We start from the raw sequence: 21,511 nt of genomic DNA on the forward strand, positions 1-21,511 counted from the left end.
CGCTATCCGCGTTCTTGTAAGGTGCGATACCGAACCAAAAGTTCGCGTATCCGAGCTGGCAACAAGGAGTTCACCGCGTGAATCTTCACCTGCTGCGCCACACTCTTCTCTCCGTGCCCCTGTACCTGCGCCGTGTTCGTCCTGCGAACAGTCCGTGCATTCCCTTTATTACCTGAACGCCTGCACTATTTATTTTTTAAATAGCACGCAAGAAGTCATTGCGTGCGCACTGCATTAATGAATGCAACAACACATTGTTCGACAATAACTTCCAGACAGCACACCGCTACAACTTTTGCTGTTCGGCGCTATTGTCCGAAGCGCACCAAAACTGCACTTTCAGCCATTACACCGAACAAGCGGAACAACCGACTTTACTTGGACAAGAACAAGGAACAGCGCCTGTGACCCGCTAAAACACTGACCCGCACCAAATCAGTCCGCCACGCACCATCACGCATCCTGGCCGACACGAGAAAAGCCGCTCTATCTCGCTGAACAGCGCGATACCGAGCCAGGGCTGTCTCGCCCTTGAAAAAGCCCTGCAAACAGGGCCGTCGGGAGTTTATGCGCCCATGAAAGCCGGTGTACCTGATGAAACTTATATAAATGCGACATACGTATCATCCGTGAAATAACCGCTACACATTTGTTTACTGTTTGGCACAGCGGTTGCTATTGCATCAACCATGAGGGCAAGAACGATATTCGCCACTCAATTGCGCACTCACTTATAAAAGAACAGCCACGGACCGGATCAATGAACCATCGAAGTCGGCATTACTGAAGCAACAAGCTGCACAAGCCCTGTTCAATAGATAGTTCAACTATCGGCTTCTGCACACCCGTATGAAAGTTGCGACCACTCACTCGAACAACGCTGTGTTGTTCGAACGGCACCTTATTGCCCTTCATCCACCCGAGGGAGCTTTAATGAACGATGCGGTAAAGCACAGAACGCCGCCGGGGCCAGTACCGAACGCAGCGCTTGCGTCGGTGGCGGGTCGGCCCGTCTACAAGGCCAACACTTCTCAGCCCGGCGGCCTGAACAAACAGCAGATGATGTTGCTGGTGGCAGTGTCGGCGCTGATACACGGCGGCGCCTGGTGGTTTTTCCAGCAGGCGCGGGCCGAGCCGCTGCCCACGCCACCGGAAATTCCGGAAATGACCGTCGAGCTGACCAGCCCGACACCGCCGGCCCCGCCGACACCGGAGCCGCCGCCCCCACCACCGCCACCGCCCGAACCGGAACAACCGGTGGAAGACGAGGACGCGGTCAAGCCGCCGCCCAAACCGGTGGAAAAACCCAAGCCGATCGAAAAACCGAAACCGGTCGAGAAACCCAAACCGGTGAAAAAGGCCGAGCCGCCGAAAGCGCCGCCCGCCCCTGCGCAACCAGCCGCGCCTGCCGCCCCGGCCACCCCGAGCGCGCCACCGGCACCGGCGGCGGCACCGGGCCCGGTGAAAGAGTCGGCGGCGATTTCCGGCCTCTCCAGCCTCGGCAACCCGCCGCCGGAATACCCGTCGCTGGCCCTGCGGCGCAACTGGGAAGGCAGCGTGGTGCTGCGGATTCAGGTGCTGGCCAACGGTCGCGCAGGGTCGGTGACGGTGACCAAATCCAGCGGCAAGCCGCAACTGGATGACGCGGCGGTAGCGGCGGTAAAGGCCTGGAAGTTCATTCCGGCCAAACGCGGCGACACACCGATCGACGGCTTCGCCACCCAGACCATCGATTTCAAATTGCCGCAATGACGGCGCGACAACCGAACTCACAACCGATTAACGCAAGCGAGGTGTAGCCATGAACGATTCTTTGTCTTCGATGATTGTCCCCGGCGTGCTCTGGGGGCTGGTGCTGTTTTCCGTGGTCAGTTGGGCGATTCTGCTGGTCAAGTCGGCGCAATACCTGCGCCAGAAAACCCAGAACCGGCAGTTCAGCAAAGCCTTCTGGGGCGCGCCGGACCTGCTCACCGCCGCCGAACACGCCAGCCAGTATCCGGGCTCGCTGGCGCGGATCGCCAGCAGCGGTTTCGAAGCCTTGCTGGTGGAAGATTCCCCGCGCACCACCCAGCAACTGGCGCACACCATCAACCGTTCCGACCGACTGGAGCGCAACCTGCGCCAGCAGATCCAGAAGGAACGCCGCTCGCTGGAAAACGGCCAGGCGATCCTCGCCAGCATCGGCAGCACCGCGCCGTTCATTGGCCTGTTCGGCACCGTGTGGGGAATCATGGAAGCCCTGCAAAGCATCGGCGCCAGCGGTTCGGCCAGCCTGGAAACCGTCGCCGGCCCCATTGGCCACGCGCTGATCGCCACAGGCGTGGGCATTGCCGTCGCGGTGCCGGCGGTGCTGATTTACAACTTCTTCCTGCGACGCCTGAAGCTGGCCTCGGCGGACATGGATGACTTCGCCCACGACTTCGACGCCCTCGCCTCGCGCAGCGCGTTTTCCATCAGCCGCCAGGCCATCGCCAAATCCACGGCCGCCGTGCGGGAGGCCAGCTGATGTCCTTTTCCACTCAAGACAGCGATGAAGTGCTCAGCGAAATGAACGTCACGCCGCTGGTGGACGTGATGCTCGTGCTGCTGGTGGTGTTCATCGTCACCGCGCCGCTGATGACCAACGCGATCAAGGTCAACCTGCCGAAAACCGACGCCGTCGCCCCCGCCGAAAAGAAGGATCCGGTGGTGGTCAGCGTCGATCAGGACGGCAAGTTCTTCCTGGCCAAGACCGAGCTGGCGCCGGAATCACTGGAAGCCAGCCTCAAGGAGGTCAAGGCCAAGGACGCCGAAGTGCGCGTACAGCTGCAGGCCGACTCCGCCGTGAATTACGGCCAGGTCGCCAAAGCCATGGCGTCCATCGAGCGCTCGGGCATCACCAAAATATCGGTGATGACCACCCGCTGACGGCGGTGCCGGGCGCGCAGTGAGGGACGCGCCCGACACCGTTCGTTGAATCCCGTCGCAATCGGCCGACCGAAAAAACGCAGCGCGTCTTCGGAGGGGATCGGCTTGCTTGAAGAAAGTGGTTTTCGCGGCGCGGCACCACCGTGCTCCGTGCAAAGAGGGCTCACAAGGCCATTTCGATAAACGTCTAACAAAGTCGGAAACAACCATGCTGATGAACACTCCACGCTTCACGCTCAAACCCTTGGTGGCAACGATTTCCCGCCATCGTTTCGTTCCGTTGTACCTGGTGGCCATGGGGATGGGCGCCGGAGTTCAGGCTGCCGAGGACGACAACAGCGTCCCGGCCGCCGCTGCGGTGGTCGCGCCCACCACGCAACTGCAACGGGTCGAAGTAACCGGTTCGGCGATCCGTCGGGTCGACGCGGAGACGGCGGTACCGATCACCGTGCTCAAGGCCGAAGAGCTGCGCAAACAGGGCGTGACCACCACCGCCGAACTGGTGCAGCGCATCACCGGCAGCCAGTCGATCAACAACAGCGCAGGCTCGGTCGGCGCGGCCACCGGCGGCGCCTCGTTCGCCGACATGCGCGGCATCGGCGCGAACAAGACGCTGGTGCTGCTCAACGGTCGCCGGCTGGCCAACAACGCCCTGTCGGGCACCAACTCGGCCGGCGGCGCGGTGGATCTGAACATGATCCCGTTTGCCGCGATCGAGCGCGTGGAGGTGCTGCGCGACGGCGCCTCGGCCCTGTACGGCACCGACGCCATCGGCGGCGTGATCAACTTCATCACCAAAAAATCCATGACCGACGGTCAGCTCACCCTCGGCGGCGAAACCCCGACCCACAGTGGCGGCGGTGCGACCAAGGACATGAGCGCCAGTTGGGGCTACGGCGACCTGGAGCAGGACCGTTTCAACGTGCTCGGCGTGTTCAACTACAACAAGCAGCAGAACCTCGACGCCAACGACCGCTCCTTCGCCCGCGACTACGTGCCCGGCCGTGGCCTGGACCAGACTTCCGGCACCGCGTTCCCCGGCAACTACAGCCAGAACGGCAACGCCACCAACCCGCTGGCCAACAGCAACTGCAACGGCCCCAACCTGGTGGCCCGTGACGGTCTCTGCCGCTTCAGCACCCGCGAGTACATCGACCTGGTGCCGCAGACCGAGAAGACGTCGTTCTTCGGCAAGACCACCGGCAAACTGGCCGACGATCACAACGTCAACCTTGAATACTTCTGGTCGCGCAACAACAACGCCACCGCTGTCGGCCCGGCGCCATTGACCGGCCTGAGCCTGGATTCGTCCTCGCCCTACTACCCCGGCAACGGCATCACCCCGGCGCCCACCGGTTTCGCCCTCGACCCGACGCAACCGGTGGACGTCAACTGGCGCGAAACCGCCGCCGGCCCGCGCGAATCGAAAGACCAGAACACCAGCCAGCGCTTTTTGCTGAGCTTCGACGGTCTGGTCGGCGGCTGGGATTACAACGTCGGCGCCTCGTATAACCAGAACAAGATCGTCTCCAGCGTCACCAGCGGCTACGTCAGCGATCAGGCGATGATCGACGGCCTGGCCAGCGGCCTGCTCAACCCGTTCGGGCCGCAGAGCAGCGCCGGTCAGCAGTACATCGATCAGGCGATGTACCACGGCGCCTACTCCACGGCGGTCGGTCGGGTCGCCGGTTTCGACGGACGGATCAGCCGCGAAATCGGTGACTGGTTCGGTGCCGGCCCGTCGGGTCTGGCGCTGGGCGGCGAGTACCGCAAAGAGAAATTCCACCAGGACTTCGAAGCCTTTGCCGGCGACATCCAGAGCCTGGGCATCGACCCGGCCGGCAGCGTCGAGGGCGACCGCAGCGTGAAAGCCGCCTACGCGGAAATCAACGTGCCGGTGCTCGACAGCCTGGAATTGTCCGCCGCCGTGCGTCACGACAAATACAGCGACTTCGGCAGCACCACCAACCCGAAATACTCGTTCCGCTATCAGCCGCTCAAGGAGCTGGTGGTGCGCGGCGCCTACAGCGAAGGCTTCCGCGCGCCGTCGCTGTATGAGTTGTATTCGCCGCGCAGCATCACCTACACCCAGGGCTACTACAACGACCCGGTGCTGTGTACCGGCGGCGTGGTGCAACCGGGCGGCAACGGCGGGCGCGATTGCGGTCAGCAGTTCCTCAACCAGATCGGCGGCAACGAAGACCTGGCCCCGGAGAAGGCGCGCAACGTGACGCTGGGCTTCGTCTATCAGCCAGTCAGCAATCTGTCCGTGGGCCTGGATTTCTGGTGGATTCACATCTCCAACCAGATCCAGCCGTTCCCGGAATCCACCGTGTTCGATCAGGCCGGCAGTTACCCTGACCGCTTCGTGCGCAACGCCGACGGCACGCTCAACTACATCGTCACCGGCAACGCCAACCTCGGCATCGTCGAAACCAACGGCGTCGATGTGTCGCTGGACTATCGCTTCCCGAACACGCCGTACGGTCAATTCGGTCTGGGCCTGCAAGGCACTTATGTCGACGAGTACGACTTCCAGAGCACCATCAAGGGCCCGTTCACCGACAAGGTCGGCGACTTCAAGGGCGACGGGGTGATTGCCCGCTGGAAACACAACCTGACCGGTTCCTGGACCTTCGGCGCCGCCCGCGCGGCGCTGACCAACCGCTTCACCACCGGCTACAACGACTACGACCGCGAGACCAACGCGCGGGTCGCGTCTTACTCGGTGTGGGACCTGTCGGCCGGTTACACCTTCGACAAGGTGCTGGACGTGGATGCCGGGGTGAAGAACCTGTTCGACCGCGATCCGCCGTTCTCCAACCAGGCCTACAACTTCCAGAGCGGTTATGACCCGCGCTACACCGATCCACTGGGCCGCACGCTGTTTGCGCGCATGACGTACCACTTCTGAGTCCCGGTCGGGGCCGCGCAAGACTCCGGCCGGCCCCTTCCCCTTGCGAATTCGCATCCCGCAGCGGCTAGCCGCCGCTTCGGGTTTTTCCGGCTCAGAGGAACGACTTCATGACATTCATGCGCAACATGGCCGGCCTGCTGCTCGGCAGCGCGCTGCTGTGCAACGCGGCAGCTGCGCTGGCCGGCGGCAGCTACGCGATGACGGTGTACGGCGAGGCGCCGAAATACCCTGCCGGTTTCCGGCACTTCGACTTCGTCAATCCCGATGCCCCCAAGGGCGGCTCGCTCAGCCGCGCTTCGATGGAGATCGGTCAGTACAACTACATCACTCCGTATGCCGATCAGGGCATTTCCGTTGTGCAGGTCAACGACTGGGTGTATTCGCCGCTGGCGTTCCGCTCGCTGGACGAGCCCTACACCGTCTACGGTCTGGTGGCGCAATCCATGGAGCGCGATCCCGGCGGCCTGTGGGTGCGTTTCAAGCTGAATCCCGAGGCGCGTTTCGCCGATGGCACACCGATCACCGCCGAAGACGTGCGCTACACCTTCGAGCTGTTGATGACCAAGGGCAGCCTGAGTTATCGCCAGCAATACGCCGACGTGCAGGACGTGCTGATCGAAGGTCCGCGACAGATTCGATTCACCTTCAAGAACAACCTCAACCGCACCCTGGCGCTGGATCTGGCGTCGCTGCGACCGGTGCCCGAGCACTGGTGGAAAACCCGCGACTTCGCCAACGGCGGCGGTTTCGAACCACCATTGGGCAGTGGCCCATACCGTGTCAGCAAGGTCGACGCCGGGCGCAGCATCGGTTTCCAGCGCGATCCGGATTGGTGGGGCAAAGACCTGCCGGTCAGTCGCGGGATGTACAACTTCGACAGCCTGACCGTGAATTTCTACGGCGACACCGACGTCGCCCGGCAACTGCTGCAGGCCGGCGCGTTCGACTACAACCGCGAATTTTCCTCGTCCGGCTACGTGGTCGGCTACGACAGCCCGGCCCTGCGCGACGGTCGCCTGCAACAGGCGATTCTCGCCCCGGACAAACCGACCAGCGCCCAGGGGTTTGTGTTCAACCTGCAGAACCCGTTGTTCAAGGATCGCCGCGTGCGTCAGGCGCTGAGCCTGCTGTGGGATTTCGAGTGGACCAACAAGCAGATGATGCGCGGCTTCTACGTGCGCCAGAACAGCTACTGGCCGAAGAGTGAAATGGCCGCCACCGCCCTGCCCGACGCTGGCGAACTGGCGATCCTCGAACCGCTGCGCGGACAGATTCCGGACGAGGTTTTCAGCCGGGTCTATCAGGCGCCGAAAACCGATGGCAGCGGCTACATCCGCGACAAGCAGTTGCAGGCCCTGAAGCTGTTGGCCGAGGCCGGATGGACGCCGAAAAACAATCGGCTGGTGAACGACGCCGGCGAGCCATTCGAATTCACCTTCCTCGACGGTCAGGGTGGCTTCGACCGCATGCTGCTGCCGTACAAACGCACCCTGGCGCAGATCGGCATCTCCCTGAATCTGCGACGCATCGATTCGGCGCAGTACGTCAACCGGCTCAACGCCCGGGACTACGACATGATCGTCACCAGTTTCCCCCGCAGCGGCGATCCGATCGTCTCGCCGGGCCGCGAGTTGTACAGCCTGTATGCCTCACAGAGCGCCACACAAGTCGGCAGCTCCAATTCGATGGTGCTGGCCGACCCGGCCGTGGACCGGCTGATCGACGGCCTGGTCCAGGCCAATACCCGCGACGCCATGGTGCGTTACGCCCGCGCCCTCGATCGGGTGCTGCAATGGGGTGACTACATGATTCCCAACTACTACTCCAAAGGCACGCCGACGGTGTATCAGAACCGCTTCGGCAGGCCGCCGGTGCAGCCGATTTACAGCGAAGGCCTCGACACCTGGTGGGAGGTCTCGGCCAAGCCGCTGACCAATCAGCAGATGAGTGCCCTGCACCAGCTCGCGGGGGGCCAGTGACATGTGGCGTTATCTGAGTCGACGTCTGTTGCTGATCATCCCGACGCTGCTGTGCATTCTGGTGGTCAACTTCGTCATCGTGCAGGCCGCGCCCGGTGGCCCGGTGGAACAGGCCATCGCCCGCCTGCAAGGCTTCGGCGGGCACAGCATGGGCGGCGCCAGCGAAGTGACTGCGATCGGCGGTGCCGGGCGCAGCAGCCGTGGCCTGGACCCGGCGCTGATCGAAGAGATCAAGCACCACTACGGCTTCGACAAGCCGATGCACGAACGCCTGTGGTTGATGCTCAAGAACTACGCGCAACTGGACTTGGGCAGCAGTTTCTTTCGCGGTGCGAAGGTGACGGATCTGATCGTGCAGAAGCTGCCGGTGTCGCTGTCACTCGGCCTGTGGGCGACCTTGATCACCTACCTGATTTCGATCCCGCTGGGGATTCGCAAGGCGATCAAAAACGGCAGCGCATTCGATGTCTGGAGCAGCACGGCGATCATCGTCGGCTACGCGATGCCGGCGTTTCTGTTCGCGATCCTGTTGATCGTGGTGTTCGCCGGAGGCAGCTACGTCAACTGGTTTCCGGTGCAAGGTCTGGTCTCGGACAACTTCGACAGCCTGAGCCTGTGGGGCAAGGTCGGCGACTACCTCTGGCACCTGGTGTTGCCGGTGACGGCGCTGGTGATCGGCGGTTTTGCGACGCTGACGATCCTGACCAAAAACAGCTTCCTCAACGAGATCAGCCGCCAGTACGTGATCACCGCCCGCGCCAAGGGCCTGACCGAAAGACGCGTGCTCTACGGGCATGTGTTTCGCAACGCGATGCTGCTGGTGGTGGCCGGTGTGCCGTCGGTATTGATCGAAGTGTTTTTCGCCGGCTCCCTGCTGATCGAAACCATCTTCAACCTCGACGGCCTCGGGCGCATGAGCTACGAAGCGGCGGTGTCGCGGGACTATCCGGTGGTGTTCGGCACGCTGTTCCTGTTCACCCTGTTCGGCCTGTTGATCAAGCTGATTGGCGACCTCTGCTACACCCTGCTCGACCCGCGCATCGACTTCTCGGCGAGGACTGCCTGATGTTCACACTCTCCCCTCTGGGCCGGCGGCGCATCGCGCTATTCAAGGCCAACCGTCGCGGGCGCTGGTCGCTGTGGCTGTTCATCGGCCTGTGCCTGATCTGCCTCGGCGGCGAACTGATCGCCAACGACAAGCCGCTGGTGATCCGCTACCACGACGCCTTCTACTTCCCGATCCTCAGCGATTATCAGGAAACCGATTTCGGCGGCGAACTGCCGTTCCAGCCGGATTACGCCAGCAGCTACGTGCACAAACTGATCGAGGATCAGGGCGGCTGGATGCTGTTCCCGCCGATCCCGTTCAGCTACGACACGGTCAATTACGACCTCACCGAACCGGCGCCGAGTCCGCCGTCCTCCAGCAACTGGCTGGGCACCGACGATCAGGCGCGGGACGTGTTGGCGCGGGTGATTTTCGGCACGCGGATTTCGATTCTGTTCGCGCTGATCCTCACCGCCGTCAGTGCGCTGGTCGGCATCGTGGCCGGGGCGTTGCAGGGTTATTACGGCGGCTGGGTCGACTTGCTCGGACAACGGGTGCTGGAGATCTGGTCAGGGCTGCCGGTGCTGTACCTGCTGATCATTTTGTCGGGGTTCGTCTCGCCGAGTTTCTGGTGGCTGCTGGGGATCATGGCGCTGTTTTCCTGGCTGGCACTGGTGGACGTGGTGCGCGCCGAGTTCCTGCGCGGGCGCAGCCTGGAATACGTCAAGGCCGCGCGAGCGCTGGGCCTGACGGACAGCGAACTGATGCGCCGGCACATTCTGCCCAACGCCATGACCTCCACCCTCACCTACCTGCCGTTCATTCTGACCGGCGCCATCGCCACCCTCACCGCGCTGGATTTTCTCGGCTTCGGCATGCCCGCCGGCACCGCGTCGCTGGGTGAACTGATCGGCCAGGCCAAGCGCAATCTGCAAGCGCCATGGCTGGGGCTGACGGCGTTTTTTGCCCTGGCGCTGATTCTGTCCTTGCTGGTGTTCATCGGCGAAGCCTGCCGTGACGCGTTCGATCCGCGATCCTGATCCCCGGAGCTGAAATGACCGACAACCTGATTGAAATCCGCGACCTGCGCGTCGCCTTCGCCGGGCACGAAGTGGTGCACGGCGTGAACCTCGACATCCGCCGTGGCGAGTGCCTGGCACTGGTCGGCGAATCCGGCTCGGGCAAGTCGGTGACGGCGCATTCGATCCTGCGTTTGCTGCCGGCCAAAACCGTCAGCAGCACGGGCAGCATCCGCTACAACGGCGTGGACTTGCTGCACGCCAGCGAACAGCAGCTGCGCGGCTTGCGCGGCAATCGCATCGCGATGATTTTCCAGGAACCGATGACTTCGCTGAACCCGTTGCACACGGTGGAAAAACAAATCAGCGAAGTGCTGGAGATCCACAAGGGACTCAAGGGCCGCGCCGCACGCCAGCGCACGCTGGAGCTGCTGGAACTGGTGGGCATTCGCGAACCGACGCAGCGATTAAAGGCCTATCCGCACCAGCTCTCCGGCGGCCAGCGGCAACGGGTGATGATCGCCATGGCGCTGGCCAACGAACCGGAACTGCTGATTGCCGATGAGCCGACCACGGCGTTGGACGTGACCGTGCAGCAGAAGATTCTCGAGCTGCTGATCGAGTTGCAGCAACGCCTAGGCATGTCGCTGCTGCTGATCAGTCACGACCTCAATCTGGTGCGGCGCATCGCCCAACGGGTGTGCGTGATGCGCCACGGGGAAATCGTCGAACAGGCCGACTGCGAAACGCTGTTCCGCACGCCGCAGCATCCCTACAGCCGCCTGCTGATCGAGGCGGAACCGTCGGGCGCACCGGTGCCGAGCCGCTACGATCACAACCTGCTGGAGGTGGACGATCTGAAAGTCTGGTTCCCGCTGCCCAAGGCGCTGTTCAGCCGCACCCAGGAATACATCAAGGCCGTGGACGGCGTGAGTTTCCGTCTGCAACGTGGCAAGACCCTGGGCATCGTCGGCGAGTCCGGCTCGGGCAAGTCGACGCTGGGCCAGGCGATTCTGCGGCTGGTGGAATCCGAGGGCGACATTCGTTTCGGCAACAAGCAACTGAGTCTGCTCAATCAGCGCTTGATGCGCCCGTTGCGCCGGCAGATTCAGGTGGTGTTCCAGGACCCGTTCGGCAGCCTCAGCCCTCGGATGTCGGTGCAGCAGATCATCGCCGAAGGCCTGCTGACCCACGGCATCGGCACGGCCGAGGAACGCGAAGCGGCGGTGATCCGCGTACTGGAGGAAGTCGGCCTCGATCCGCAGAGCCGCCATCGCTATCCCCATGAGTTCTCCGGCGGCCAGCGCCAGCGCATTTCCATCGCCCGGGCGCTGGTGCTGGAACCGGCGCTGATTCTGCTCGACGAACCGACCTCGGCGCTGGATCGCACGGTGCAGAAACAGGTGGTGGAATTGTTGAGGCAATTGCAGATCCGCCATGGGCTGACGTACCTGTTCATCAGCCATGACCTGGCGGTGGTGCATGCGCTGGCGCACGACTTGATGGTGATCAAGGACGGCAAGGTGGTGGAACAGGGAGCGTCGCGCCAGATTTTTGCGGCGCCGCAGCATGCCTATACCCAGGAACTCCTGAAAGCCTCCGGCCTGGCCTTGGCAAAAACCGGGGGTGAACGGGTTACAGCAATCTGACAATTGCTGAAGAACCCTGTGGGAGCGGGCTTGCCCGCGATGGCGTCGTGTCAGTCGACACTTGCTCGCCTGATACACCGCTATCGCGGGCAAGCCCGCTCCCACAGGGGTTGCGATGTTTTCAAAATTATTTTCCGGCCACTGCATCCAAACGCCTCCGTCACGGGTAGTCCCTGTAACAGCCCTCTTTCGGCTGTCAGCGGTTTACCCTTTTCGGAGAAACACTGATGAACATCACCCAACTGATTGGCCTCACCGGTTTGCTCGCCGTCGCCTCGACGAGTTTTGCCCAAAGCAGTTATCCCGACGCGATCAAGGTGCCGGACGGCCACAAGATCGCGATGGAAACCACCGGGGTCGGCGAGATCACTTACGAATGCCGGGACAAGGCCAACGTCGCCGGCCAGACCGAGTGGGTGTTCGTCGGCCCGAAAGCGGTGCTCAACGATCGCAGCGGCAAACAGGTCGGCACCTACTTCGGCCCGCCCGCCACCTGGCAGGCGCAGGACGGTTCGAAAGTCACCGGCACGCAACTGGCCGTAGCGCCTTCGAGCCCGGGCAACCTGCCCTATCAACTGGTCAAGGCCAACCCCGCCGAGGGCAAAGGCGCCATGAGCGGCGTGAGCTACATCCAGCGTGTCGCGCTCAAGGGCGGCGTGGCGCCGGGCAGCGAATGCACGGCGGCGAACAAGGGTAAACAGGAAGTGGTGAAGTACCAGGCCGACTACATTTTCTGGGCGGCGAACTGAGCCTGACTGGACGTTTGCCGGATGCTTGCTAGATTGCAGGACATGCCATTACCCGAAACCGCGTTCGATTACGAAGCCCGCCTCGCCGCCTGTGCCCGCGGCGAGCGCGGGGCCCTGCGCGAATTGTATGTGCAGGAGAGCCCGCGGCTGCTCGGTGTGGCCCGGCGTCTGGTGCGTGATACGGCGCTGGCCGAAGACATCGTTCACGATGCATTTATCAAGATCTGGGCCGGCGCGGCGGGTTTCGATCCGGCGCGCGGTTCGGCCCGGGGCTGGATGTTCAGCGTGACCCGGCATCTGGCGCTGAATGTGTTGCGCAATCACGACCGGGAAACCCCGCTCAATGACAGCAACGAATCACCCGCGAGTGATGACGGGTTCGATGCGCTGGCGCAATCGACCCGCATCCATCGCTGCCTGCATCAACTGGAACCGCAACGCCGCCGCTGCATCCTTCACGCCTACGTCGACGGTTACAGCCACGCGCAGATCGCCCAACGCCTCGACACGCCGCTGGGCACCGTCAAAGCCTGGATCAAGCGCAGCCTCAATGCGTTGCGGGAGTGCATGGGATGACCACCGAATCGGCGCAGGAACGCGATGAACTGGCCAGTGAATACGTGCTCGGCACCCTCTCGGCCGAAGCGCGCGCCGAAGTGCAGCGGCGCTTGCCCAACGAGCCCGAGCTGCAAGCGGCGGTGGATGTCTGGGAGCGGCGTCTGCTGGAATTGACCGACCTCGCCCCGGCGCATCAGCCTTCGTCGCAGCTGTGGCAACGCATCGAACGCAGTGTCGGGCAACTCACCCATAAGATGGCGCCCGAGATTTCATGGTGGAACCGCCTGTCGCTGTGGCGCGGTTTGAGCGCTGCCGGGCTGGCCGCGACCTTGTTGCTGGGCTCGATCCTGCTAACTCAAACCACACCGAAACCGAGTTTTCTGGTGGTGCTGGTCGCCCCGCAGGACAAGGCGCCGGGCTGGGTGATCCAGGCCAGCAATCCACGGGAGATTCAGTTGATTCCGCTGGGCGTGGTCGAGGTGCCGACCGACAAGGCGCTGGAGTTCTGGACCAAGGCCGACGGCTGGCAGGGGCCGGTGTCGCTGGGGCTGGTCAAACCGGGCCAGGCGCTATCGATCCCGCTGGACAAGCTGCCGCCGCTGCAACCGAACCAGTTGTTCGAGCTGACGCTGGAAGGCGCCAACGGCTCGCCGATCGGCAAACCCACCGGGCCGATCCAGGCAATTGGCCGCGCGGTGAAGGTGTTGTGACAAACCATCATCGGCGTCGATGTTCACCGAAGGTGGTTCGGACCGCCTGATCGGACGTCGCGTTGCCTGAATGAATGGCTTGATCGCAACAACCCAGAAAAAACCCGGCTCCGTCAGCCGGGTTTTTTTATACCTTTTTGATCGTCCTCAGCCCTTGGCCATGCAGCGCCGATAGCGCTCATCGACCCGTTTGGCAAACCACGCCGTGGTCAGTTTGCGGGTGATCTTCGGGCTCTGCAGCACGATGCCCGGCAACACCGCACGGGGCAGTGACTTGCCTTCCGCACGCTCCGCCAGCTCGAAGACCCGTTGATACAGTTTGGTCTCCTCGAAAGCCAGGCTATCGCCCTTCTCCAGTTGATCGCGGATCACCGGATTGCGCATGCCCAGGGATTTGCCGAGGGTGCGCACCGCCAGTTCGGTACTGCCCGGCATGATCGCGCCCGGGCGGATCAAGTCGCCATCCAGCGCCAGCGGAATGCCCGACGCCCGGCTGACCGCGTTCTGAAACGCCGCATTGCGACTGGCGTACCAGCCAGCATTGAAATCAGCAAAGCGGTACAGCGGCTCGCGGTAACTCACCGGATAACCCAGCAAATGGGCGATGCCGAAATACATGCCGCCGCGACGGCTGAACACCTCGCGGCGAATCGTCCCGTCCACCGGGTACGGATAGTCCTTGGCGTGCTGCTCGGCGAATTCGATGCTGACCTGCATCGGCCCGCCGGTGTGCACCGGGTTGAAACCGCTGAACAGCGTGCGGCCCATCGGCACCGAGCCGATGAAGTCGTCGAAAATCGCGCTCAATTCCTTTTCGCTGCGGGCGGCGCTCAAGCGTTCGCTGTAGGTCTTGCCGTTCGGCGAGCGCAACTGCAAGGCACCGCTGACCAACAGGCTCGGGATGTGCACCTTGGCGGCGCGGCGGTCGATTTCGTCACGGGCGATCTTGCCCAGGCCGGGCACCGGCGGATCGACCTGGAAAGTGGATTCCTGCTCGGCGACGGCCAGCACCGAACACAGGTTTTGCGTGGTCGGGCTGATGCCCTGGGCGGCGAACGCGGCGTAGATGTCAGTGGCCCAGCCCTGGCGGTCGGCGGTTTTGGCCGGCAGCAGGCGCACGATCTGCGCCTTGACCTCGGCGGGCGGGCGCGGCGCCGGTTCTTCGCTGCGTTGACCGGCGCAACCGGCCAGCACCAACAGCGCGGCGAGGCTGATGAATAATCGAGGGGTGTGCATAACGCTTCATCCAGTCCGTTGAGCCGGGTTAACCCTACGCTCAATCGCAGGGTGCAGGATAGGACTGCGGGGCGGCGGCGCTGTTCCATCATCCCGTTTGGCAGGCCGACTGGCCGCCCTCACCGTCTGATCCATACTTGCTGCTGCACACTCAGTGGCAAGCCTGGGGTCAGGACACGCGAGGAGGACAGACCATGAACCGCAGTGATGTTCTGATCATCGGCGCAGGCCCCACCGGACTGGTGCTGGCCCTGTGGCTGAGCAAACTGGGCGTGCGCGTGCGCATCATCGACAAGGCTTCCGCGCCGGGCACCACGTCGCGGGCGCTGGCGGTGCAGGCGCGCACCCTTGAGCTTTACCGGCAACTGGATCTGGCCGATGCGGTGGTGCGCAACGGTCACCGGGTGGCGGCGGCGAATTTCTGGGTCAAGGGCAAACCCGTGGCGCAGTTGCCGCTGAACCGCATCGGCGAAGGCCTGACACCCTATGCCTTTCTGGAAATGTACCCGCAGGACGAACACGAGCGGCTGTTGATCGACCGCCTCGAAGACTACGACGTGACCGTCGAGCGCAACACCACGCTGGAGAGTTTCACCGAAAACGGCGACGGCCTCACCGCGCATTTACGCCTGCCGGATGGCGAGCAGGAAATCTGTCAGGCCTGTTATCTGGCCGGGTGCGACGGCGCCCGCTCGGTCGTGCGCAAAACCCTCGACACCGGTTTTCCCGGCGGCACTTATCAGCAGATTTTCTACGTCGCGGATGTGCAGGCCAGCGGCCCGGCGCTCAACGGTGAATTGCATCTGGACCTGGATGAAGCGGACTTTCTCGCGGTGTTCCCGCTGGCCGGCGAAGGCCGTGCGCGGTTGATCGGCACCGTGCGCGATGAGCGTGCGGATCGCGCCGAAACCCTGGAATTCTCGGATGTCAGCAATCGCGCCATCGAACATCTGAACGTGCACATCGAGGACGTCAACTGGTTCTCCACCTACCGCGTGCATCACCGGGTGGCGGATCACTTTCGCAAGGGCCGGGCATTTCTGCTCGGCGATGCGGCGCACGTGCACAGCCCCGCCGGCGGTCAGGGCATGAACACCGGCATCGGCGATGCGATCAATCTGGCATGGAAACTCGCGGCAGTACTCGGCGGCGCTGCCACGCCCAAACTGCTCGACAGCTATGAAACCGAACGCATCGCCTTCGCCCGGCGACTGGTGTCAACCACTGACAAAGTCTTCAGCTTCGTCACCGCCGAAGGCCGCATGGCCGATCTGTTGCGCACGCGGCTGGCGCCGTTCCTGATTCCGAAAATGGCCTCATTCGAGACCAGCCGCGAATTCCTGTTTCGCACCGTCTCGCAAATCACCGTCAACTATCGGGGCATGGCATTAAGTGAAGGCGTGGCCGGGCACGTGCACGGCGGTGACCGCTTGCCGTGGGCCCATGATGGCGAGGGGGACAATTACGAGCCGTTGCGCCATCCGTGCTGGCAGGTGCATGTGTACGGCGACACCAGCGACGAGATGATCGCTTGGTGCAATGAACATCACTTGCCGCTGCACGTGTTCGACTGGCGTCCGGCGTTTGAAACGGCAGGGCTGGGGCGCAATGGCTTTTACCTGCTGCGCCCCGATACTTACGTGGCGATTGCCGACAACAGCGCGGATCCGAAGGTGATCGAGCGGTACTTCCGTGACCACGGGATCCGGCCGTTTTTCAATTGCCCCTGACGGATCAGATCCCGGCCAAGGCCAGGTCCATCGCGAAGTAGGTGAAGATCAGATCCGCGCCCGCGCGTTTGATCGCACCAAGGCTTTCGCGCACCACGCGATCTTCGTCGATGGCCCCGGCCTGGGCGCCGAACTTGATCATCGCGTACTCGCCGCTGACCTGATACGCCGCCAACGGCAGGGTCGAGGCTTCGCGGATGTCGCGGATGATGTCCAGGTACGCGCCGGCCGGTTTGACCATCAGCGCGTCGGCGCCTTCCTGCTCGTCGAGCAAGGATTCGCGCAGGGCTTCGCGGCGGTTCATCGGGTTCATCTGATAGCTTTTGCGGTCGCCTTTCAACGCGCTGCCACCGGCCTCGCGGAACGGGCCGTAAAGCGCCGAGGCGAATTTGGTCGAGTAGGCCATGATCGGAATCTGCGTGAAGCCGGCATCGTCCAGTGCCCGGCGAATAGCCCGCACCTGGCCGTCCATCGCCGCCGACGGCGCGATCACGTCGGCACCGGCACGCGCTGCCGCTACCGCCTGTTTGCCGAGGTTGATCAGGGTCTGGTCGTTGTCGACTTCATGGTTGTGCATCACGCCGCAATGGCCGTGGTCGGTGTACTCGCAGAAGCAGGTGTCGGACATCACGATCATTTCCGGCACAGCGTCCTTGGCGATCCGCGACATGCGCGACACCAGCCCGTTCTCACGCCAGGTGTCGCTGCCGTTGGCATCCAGGTGATGGGACACGCCGAAGGTCATCACCGACTTGATCCCGGCCCGGGCGTAACGCTCGATCTCACCGGCCAGTTTGCGCTCGGGAATACGCATCACGCCGGGCATGCTCTTGATCGGTACGAAGTCGTCGATCTCTTCTTCGACGAAGATCGGCAGCACCAGATCGTTGAGGGAAAACTCGGTTTCCTGGAACAGGCTGCGCAGGCTCGCATTGCGGCGCAGACGGCGTGGACGTGCTTCGGGGAACTGACTGGACATGGGGCCTTTCCTGAAAACAGCGGATGAGACGAAAGTCGTAGGGGGCGAAGCTTATGCCTTGCGGGGGACGGGGTACAAACCTGGATCAATCAACAGTGCATTACCGGGCACGCAATAATCTGCGCACCCGGCTGCCACAGGATCAGGAAGGAATGGTCAGGCCGCGCACAACGGCCGGCCGCGCCAGGAAGCGCTCCAGCACCCGGGTGACGTTCGGGAAGTTGTTGATGCCGACCAGATCGCCCGCCTCGTAGAAGCCGATCAGGTTGCGCACCCACGGGAACGTGGCGATGTCGGCGATGGTGTAGCGCTCGCCCATGATCCAGTCGCGCCCTTCCAGGCGGGTGTTCAGGACGCTGAGCAGGCGGCGGCTTTCGTCGACGTAGCGGTCACGGGGACGCTTGTCTTCGTAGTCCTTGCCGGCGAATTTGTTAAAGAAACCGAGCTGGCCGAACATCGGGCCGATACCGCCCATCTGGAACATCAGCCACTGGATGGTTTCGTAGCGCAGCGCGCCTTCCTGGGCCAGCAACTGGCCGCTCTTGTCGGCGAGGTAGATCAGGATCGCGCCGGATTCGAACAACGGCAGCGGTTTGTCCTCGGGACCGTGGGGGTCGAGGATCGCCGGGATCTTGTTGTTCGGGTTCAACGACAGGAACGCCGGGGACATTTGGTCATTGGTGTCGAAGCCCACGCGGTGCGGCTCGTACGGCAGGCCGATCTCTTCAAGCATGATCGAGACCTTGACGCCGTTGGGGGTCGGCAGGGAATAGAGCTGAATCCAGTCAGGGTACTGCGCCGGCCATTTCTGGGTGATCGGGAACGCGGACAGATCAGTCATGTGTAGCATCCAGTCACAAAATGAAAGGCCTGAGCATAATCCACGATCAGCGCTCTGGCTCGGGTTCTTTACGCCTCCCCCCGCAGGCTTACTTAAATCCGCAACATCCTGTGGTTAACCTTCCCTCCAACCGCACAGGCTGAACGGTAAAGTGCGGCGCACTCAAGCGGATCGAACCAAACGGGCCTCAGGGGGCTCCAAGCAAGCCATTGATGACAGGGAAAACACCCGGCGCGCCTGCACCGGGGCAGAGGTTTGTCAGCCTTAACCGAACAGACTGAAGAATCCTTATCTCATGACGAACTTGATGAAAGTCGCCAAACGCTTCAAGCATCGCGCGTACGTGGCCCTGCCCACCCTGCTGGCGGTCAGTGCGCTGTTCCTGTCGCTGGAATCCAGCGAAAGCCGTGCGCAGCCAGTGGACGGCACCCAGACCCTGGTGTTCCTGCGCCACGCGGAGAAACCGGCCGGCGGTCTCGGCCAGCTCAACTGCCAGGGCCTGAACCGGGCTATCGACCTGTCGACCCTGCTGCCGGAAAAATTCGGCAAGGCCGACTATGTGTTCGCCGCCAACCCGACGCGCAATGTCGAGGAAGGCGAACTGGACAACTCCTACAGCTACATCCGCCCGCTGATGACCATCAGCCCCGCCGCGATCAAGCTCGGCCTGCCGGTGAACATCGAGTTTTCGGCCAATGACACCAGCGATCTGGCCCGGGAGCTGATCGAAGACAAGTACCACAACTCGACCATCTACACCGCGTGGTCCCACGGCTATCTGCCGGAACTGATCAACAAGGTCGCGGGCAAGGCGGTCGGCGAGAAGCAGAAGATCACCGAGGATTGGGAATCAAGCGATTACGACTCGCTGTATGTGCTGACCCTGACCTGGCACAACGGCAAGGCCAGCCTGCAGAGCCACAGCTACAAACAGGGGCTGGATAACGGGCAGGAAAGCTGTCCGACCTGAGTTTGCCCGGGGCCCGCTCGGGCCCCGTCAGGCCTTGGGTTTGTCGCGTTGACGCAAGTACTCGATAACCGCCTGCCGCTCCCCCGCAAACTCGATCCGCCCGCCCTTCTTCTCGCGCTGAAACACATACATCGGGTCGTAATACTCGCGCAGCAAACCCTCGATCCACGCACGGTGCAAATCCACCGCCCCGCTGCGACCCTGCTCCGCCAGCGCTTCCTCCATCAACACCCGCATCCGCCGATAGCGCTCGCCACCCAGACGCTTGTGCACATTGTCGAGGCTATCCAGCAACCGCTCGGAAAACCGCCCGAAACCTTCCTCCCCATGCACCGCCTGAAACTCGGCGGACAAATCCACCACGTAATCGCGCAGGATCCGCTCGACGCGCTGGTCGAAACGATCTTCCAGCCAGACCATCGGGTACTGTTGCATACCCTGATACAGCGACAGCGGCAGCGCGCAGCTGCCCACCACCCGGCTCTCATCCTCCAGCACAAACTGATCGATGCCGGCGGCACGTTTTTTCAGGAAGTCGATGGCCAGCCGGTTCTCGAAATCGATGTTCGACGGCTGACCGGTAGCGCGCTTGCCGAAACTGGAGCCCCGGTGGTTGGCATGGCCTTCCAGATCCACGCTATTGCGCAGTTGCACCAGCACCTCGGTCTTGCCGGTGCCGGTCATGCCGCCCAGCAACACGAAATCACAGTCGGCCTGGGCTGATTCGAGGGTATCAATCAGAAAACCCCGCAGCGCCTTGTAGCCACCGCCGATACGCGGATAGTCAATGCCGGCTTCTGTCTTGAGCCACTGCTGGACGATCTGCGAACGCAGGCCGCCACGAAAGCAATACACAAACCCCTCGGGATGCGCCCGGGCAAACGCCGCCCAGGCCTGGAGCCGTTCGGCCTTCACTGCGCCGGACACCAATTGATGACCCAACTCAAGGGCGGCCTGCTGACCGTGATGCTTGTAGCAAGTACCAACGCGCTGCCGCTCGATGTCGTTCATCAGCGGCAGATTGAGCGCACCGGGAAACGCGCCCTTGTGAAATTCGACCGGCGCACGGGCGTCCATCAGCGGCCGGTCGTTGAGGAAGATATCGCGATAGTCGGTGAAGTCGACGGCCATCAATTCACCTCGACGGCGGTACTCTTTCGCTCCAGCAGTTCGCCGATGGGTTCCAGTGTCAGGCCAAGTTCGGCAGCGACGGCGAGGAATTCGGCATTGCCTTCAGGCGTCACGGCCACCAGCAGCCCGCCGCTGGTCTGCGGGTCGCACAGCACTCGCTTGTGCAATTCCTGCACCCGCCCGACGCGGCTCGAATAACTGTCGAAATTACGCAGGGTGCCGCCCGGCACGCAGCCCTGGTCGAGGTAATACTCGACGCTCGCCAGACGCGGTACCCGGTCGTAAAAAATCCGCGCCGTCAGGTGACTGCCGTCGGCCATCTCCACCAGATGCCCGAGCAGGCCGAACCCGGTGACGTCGGTCATGGCGGTGACCCCGGCCAGTTTGCCGAAACGGCTGCCGGGCTTGTTCAGCGTACACATCCAGTCCCGGGCCACGCCGATGTCGTCGGGGCGCAGCTTGCCCTTCTTCTCGGCGGTGGTGAGGATGCCGATGCCCAACGGTTTGGTCAGGTACAGCAGGCAACCGGCGGTGGCGGTGTCGTTGCGTTTCATGAAGCGTTTTTCCACCAGCCCGGTGACGGCCAGACCGAAGATCGGTTCCGGCGCATCGATCGAATGCCCGCCGGCCAGCGCAATCCCCGCCGCATCGCACACCGCGCGCCCGCCGCGAATCACGTCTCGCGCGACTTCCGGCGCCAGCACATTGACCGGCCAGCCGAGGATCGCAATCGCCATCAACGGATCGCCGCCCATGGCGTAGATGTCGCTGATCGCATTAGTGGCGGCGATCCGGCCGAAGTCGAACGGATCGTCGACGATCGGCATGAAGAAATCCGTGGTCGAGACCACCCCGCGCTCGGCATCGATTTCATACACCGCCGCATCATCGCGCGACGCGTTGCCGACCCACAGTTTCGGATCAAGGTTCTGCGCCCCGCTGCCGGCCAGAATCACTTCCAGCACCTTGGGCGAAATCTTGCAGCCACAACCGGCGCCGTGGCTGTATTGGGTCAGACGGATGGGCTCAGTCATGGGGCAGTCTCCGGGAGGCAGTGGGAGGGATTTTAGCAGAGGGGTCGGCGGGCA

The 21,511-nt window shown here is 62.9% G+C and carries 18 protein-coding genes; 13 read left to right on the top strand and 5 right to left on the bottom strand.

Translation table 11 applies throughout. From position 1 onward, the window contains the following. Positions 1–933: 933 nt before the first annotated feature. The 11 genes from M5G18_RS06685 (at position 934) to M5G18_RS06735 (ending at position 13,536) form a co-directional block, all read left to right on the top strand. Complete coding sequence (locus tag M5G18_RS06685) at positions 934–1,752, top strand: TonB family protein (protein WP_273898822.1); 819 nt, start codon at positions 934–936, stop codon at positions 1,750–1,752. A gap of 49 nt (positions 1,753–1,801) precedes the next feature. Then, the gene (locus M5G18_RS06690) at positions 1,802–2,506 is read left to right on the top strand and encodes a MotA/TolQ/ExbB proton channel family protein (protein ID WP_096823059.1); all 705 of its coding nucleotides are present in this window, start codon (positions 1,802–1,804) and stop codon (positions 2,504–2,506) included. Beyond that, positions 2,506–2,907, top strand: a complete 402-nt coding sequence (locus M5G18_RS06695) for an ExbD/TolR family protein (protein ID WP_007959059.1) — start codon at positions 2,506–2,508, stop codon at positions 2,905–2,907. The genes M5G18_RS06690 and M5G18_RS06695 overlap by 1 nt, the downstream gene beginning before the upstream one ends. Before the next feature lie 208 nt (positions 2,908–3,115). After that, a complete protein-coding gene (locus M5G18_RS06700; protein ID WP_273898821.1) occupies positions 3,116–5,821 on the top strand; it encodes a TonB-dependent receptor in 2,706 nt (901 codons plus the stop codon). A 110-nt stretch (positions 5,822–5,931) separates the two neighbouring features. Further along, positions 5,932–7,803 carry an extracellular solute-binding protein gene (locus M5G18_RS06705; RefSeq protein WP_273898820.1) on the top strand — a complete coding sequence of 624 codons (1,872 nt, stop codon included), beginning with the start codon at positions 5,932–5,934 and terminating at the stop codon, positions 7,801–7,803. 1 nt (position 7,804) lies between these two features. Then, positions 7,805–8,869 carry a microcin C ABC transporter permease YejB gene (locus tag M5G18_RS06710; RefSeq protein ID WP_273898819.1) on the top strand — a complete coding sequence of 355 codons (1,065 nt, stop codon included), beginning with the start codon at positions 7,805–7,807 and terminating at the stop codon, positions 8,867–8,869. Then, positions 8,869–9,891 (top strand): ABC transporter permease, encoded by a 1,023-nt coding sequence (locus M5G18_RS06715; protein WP_273898818.1) that lies wholly within the window; start codon positions 8,869–8,871, stop codon positions 9,889–9,891. The genes M5G18_RS06710 and M5G18_RS06715 overlap by 1 nt, the downstream gene beginning before the upstream one ends. Before the next feature lie 14 nt (positions 9,892–9,905). Continuing rightward, positions 9,906–11,519, top strand: a complete 1,614-nt coding sequence (locus M5G18_RS06720) for an ABC transporter ATP-binding protein (protein ID WP_273898817.1) — start codon at positions 9,906–9,908, stop codon at positions 11,517–11,519. A 227-nt stretch (positions 11,520–11,746) separates the two neighbouring features. Then, complete coding sequence (locus tag M5G18_RS06725; RefSeq protein ID WP_085686629.1) at positions 11,747–12,268, top strand: DUF3455 domain-containing protein; 522 nt, start codon at positions 11,747–11,749, stop codon at positions 12,266–12,268. Between the two features lie 42 nt (positions 12,269–12,310). Then, a complete protein-coding gene (locus M5G18_RS06730; RefSeq protein ID WP_273898816.1) occupies positions 12,311–12,844 on the top strand; it encodes a sigma-70 family RNA polymerase sigma factor in 534 nt (177 codons plus the stop codon). Further along, positions 12,841–13,536 carry an anti-sigma factor gene (locus M5G18_RS06735; RefSeq protein ID WP_273898815.1) on the top strand — a complete coding sequence of 232 codons (696 nt, stop codon included), beginning with the start codon at positions 12,841–12,843 and terminating at the stop codon, positions 13,534–13,536. The genes M5G18_RS06730 and M5G18_RS06735 overlap by 4 nt, the downstream gene beginning before the upstream one ends. A 147-nt stretch (positions 13,537–13,683) precedes the next feature. Here the strand turns inward: M5G18_RS06735 and M5G18_RS06740 are convergent, their stop codons facing one another. Then, a complete protein-coding gene (locus tag M5G18_RS06740) occupies positions 13,684–14,772 on the bottom strand; it encodes a DUF1615 domain-containing protein (RefSeq protein WP_273898814.1) in 1,089 nt (362 codons plus the stop codon). 194 nt (positions 14,773–14,966) lie between these two features. Here M5G18_RS06740 and M5G18_RS06745 point away from each other — a divergent pair, with 194 nt between their 5' ends. After that, the gene (locus M5G18_RS06745) at positions 14,967–16,502 is read left to right on the top strand and encodes an FAD-dependent oxidoreductase (protein WP_207983365.1); all 1,536 of its coding nucleotides are present in this window, start codon (positions 14,967–14,969) and stop codon (positions 16,500–16,502) included. 4 nt (positions 16,503–16,506) lie between these two features. Here the strand turns inward: M5G18_RS06745 and hemB are convergent, their stop codons facing one another. Next, positions 16,507–17,481 (bottom strand): porphobilinogen synthase, encoded by a 975-nt coding sequence (gene hemB, locus M5G18_RS06750; RefSeq protein ID WP_007958982.1) that lies wholly within the window; start codon positions 17,479–17,481, stop codon positions 16,507–16,509. A gap of 142 nt (positions 17,482–17,623) precedes the next feature. Beyond that, entirely contained in the window at positions 17,624–18,322 is a 699-nt protein-coding gene (locus tag M5G18_RS06755; RefSeq protein ID WP_273898813.1) for a glutathione S-transferase family protein, read from the bottom strand. A gap of 295 nt (positions 18,323–18,617) precedes the next feature. Here M5G18_RS06755 and M5G18_RS06760 point away from each other — a divergent pair, with 295 nt between their 5' ends. Beyond that, entirely contained in the window at positions 18,618–19,292 is a 675-nt protein-coding gene (locus M5G18_RS06760) for a hypothetical protein (RefSeq protein ID WP_007958986.1), read from the top strand. Positions 19,293–19,319: 27 nt separating this feature from the next. Here the strand turns inward: M5G18_RS06760 and mnmH are convergent, their stop codons facing one another. Next, positions 19,320–20,423: a tRNA 2-selenouridine(34) synthase MnmH gene (mnmH, locus tag M5G18_RS06765; protein WP_273898812.1), complete on the bottom strand. Its 1,104-nt coding sequence runs from the start codon at positions 20,421–20,423 to the stop codon at positions 19,320–19,322. Next, entirely contained in the window at positions 20,423–21,457 is a 1,035-nt protein-coding gene (selD, locus tag M5G18_RS06770) for a selenide, water dikinase SelD (RefSeq protein WP_273898811.1), read from the bottom strand. The genes mnmH and selD overlap by 1 nt, the downstream gene beginning before the upstream one ends. Positions 21,458–21,511: the final 54 nt, after the last annotated feature.

The sequence above is a fragment of the Pseudomonas aphyarum genome (genome assembly GCF_028657055.1).
In the GTDB taxonomy this organism is placed as follows: Bacteria; Pseudomonadota; Gammaproteobacteria; order Pseudomonadales; family Pseudomonadaceae; genus Aquipseudomonas; species Aquipseudomonas aphyarum.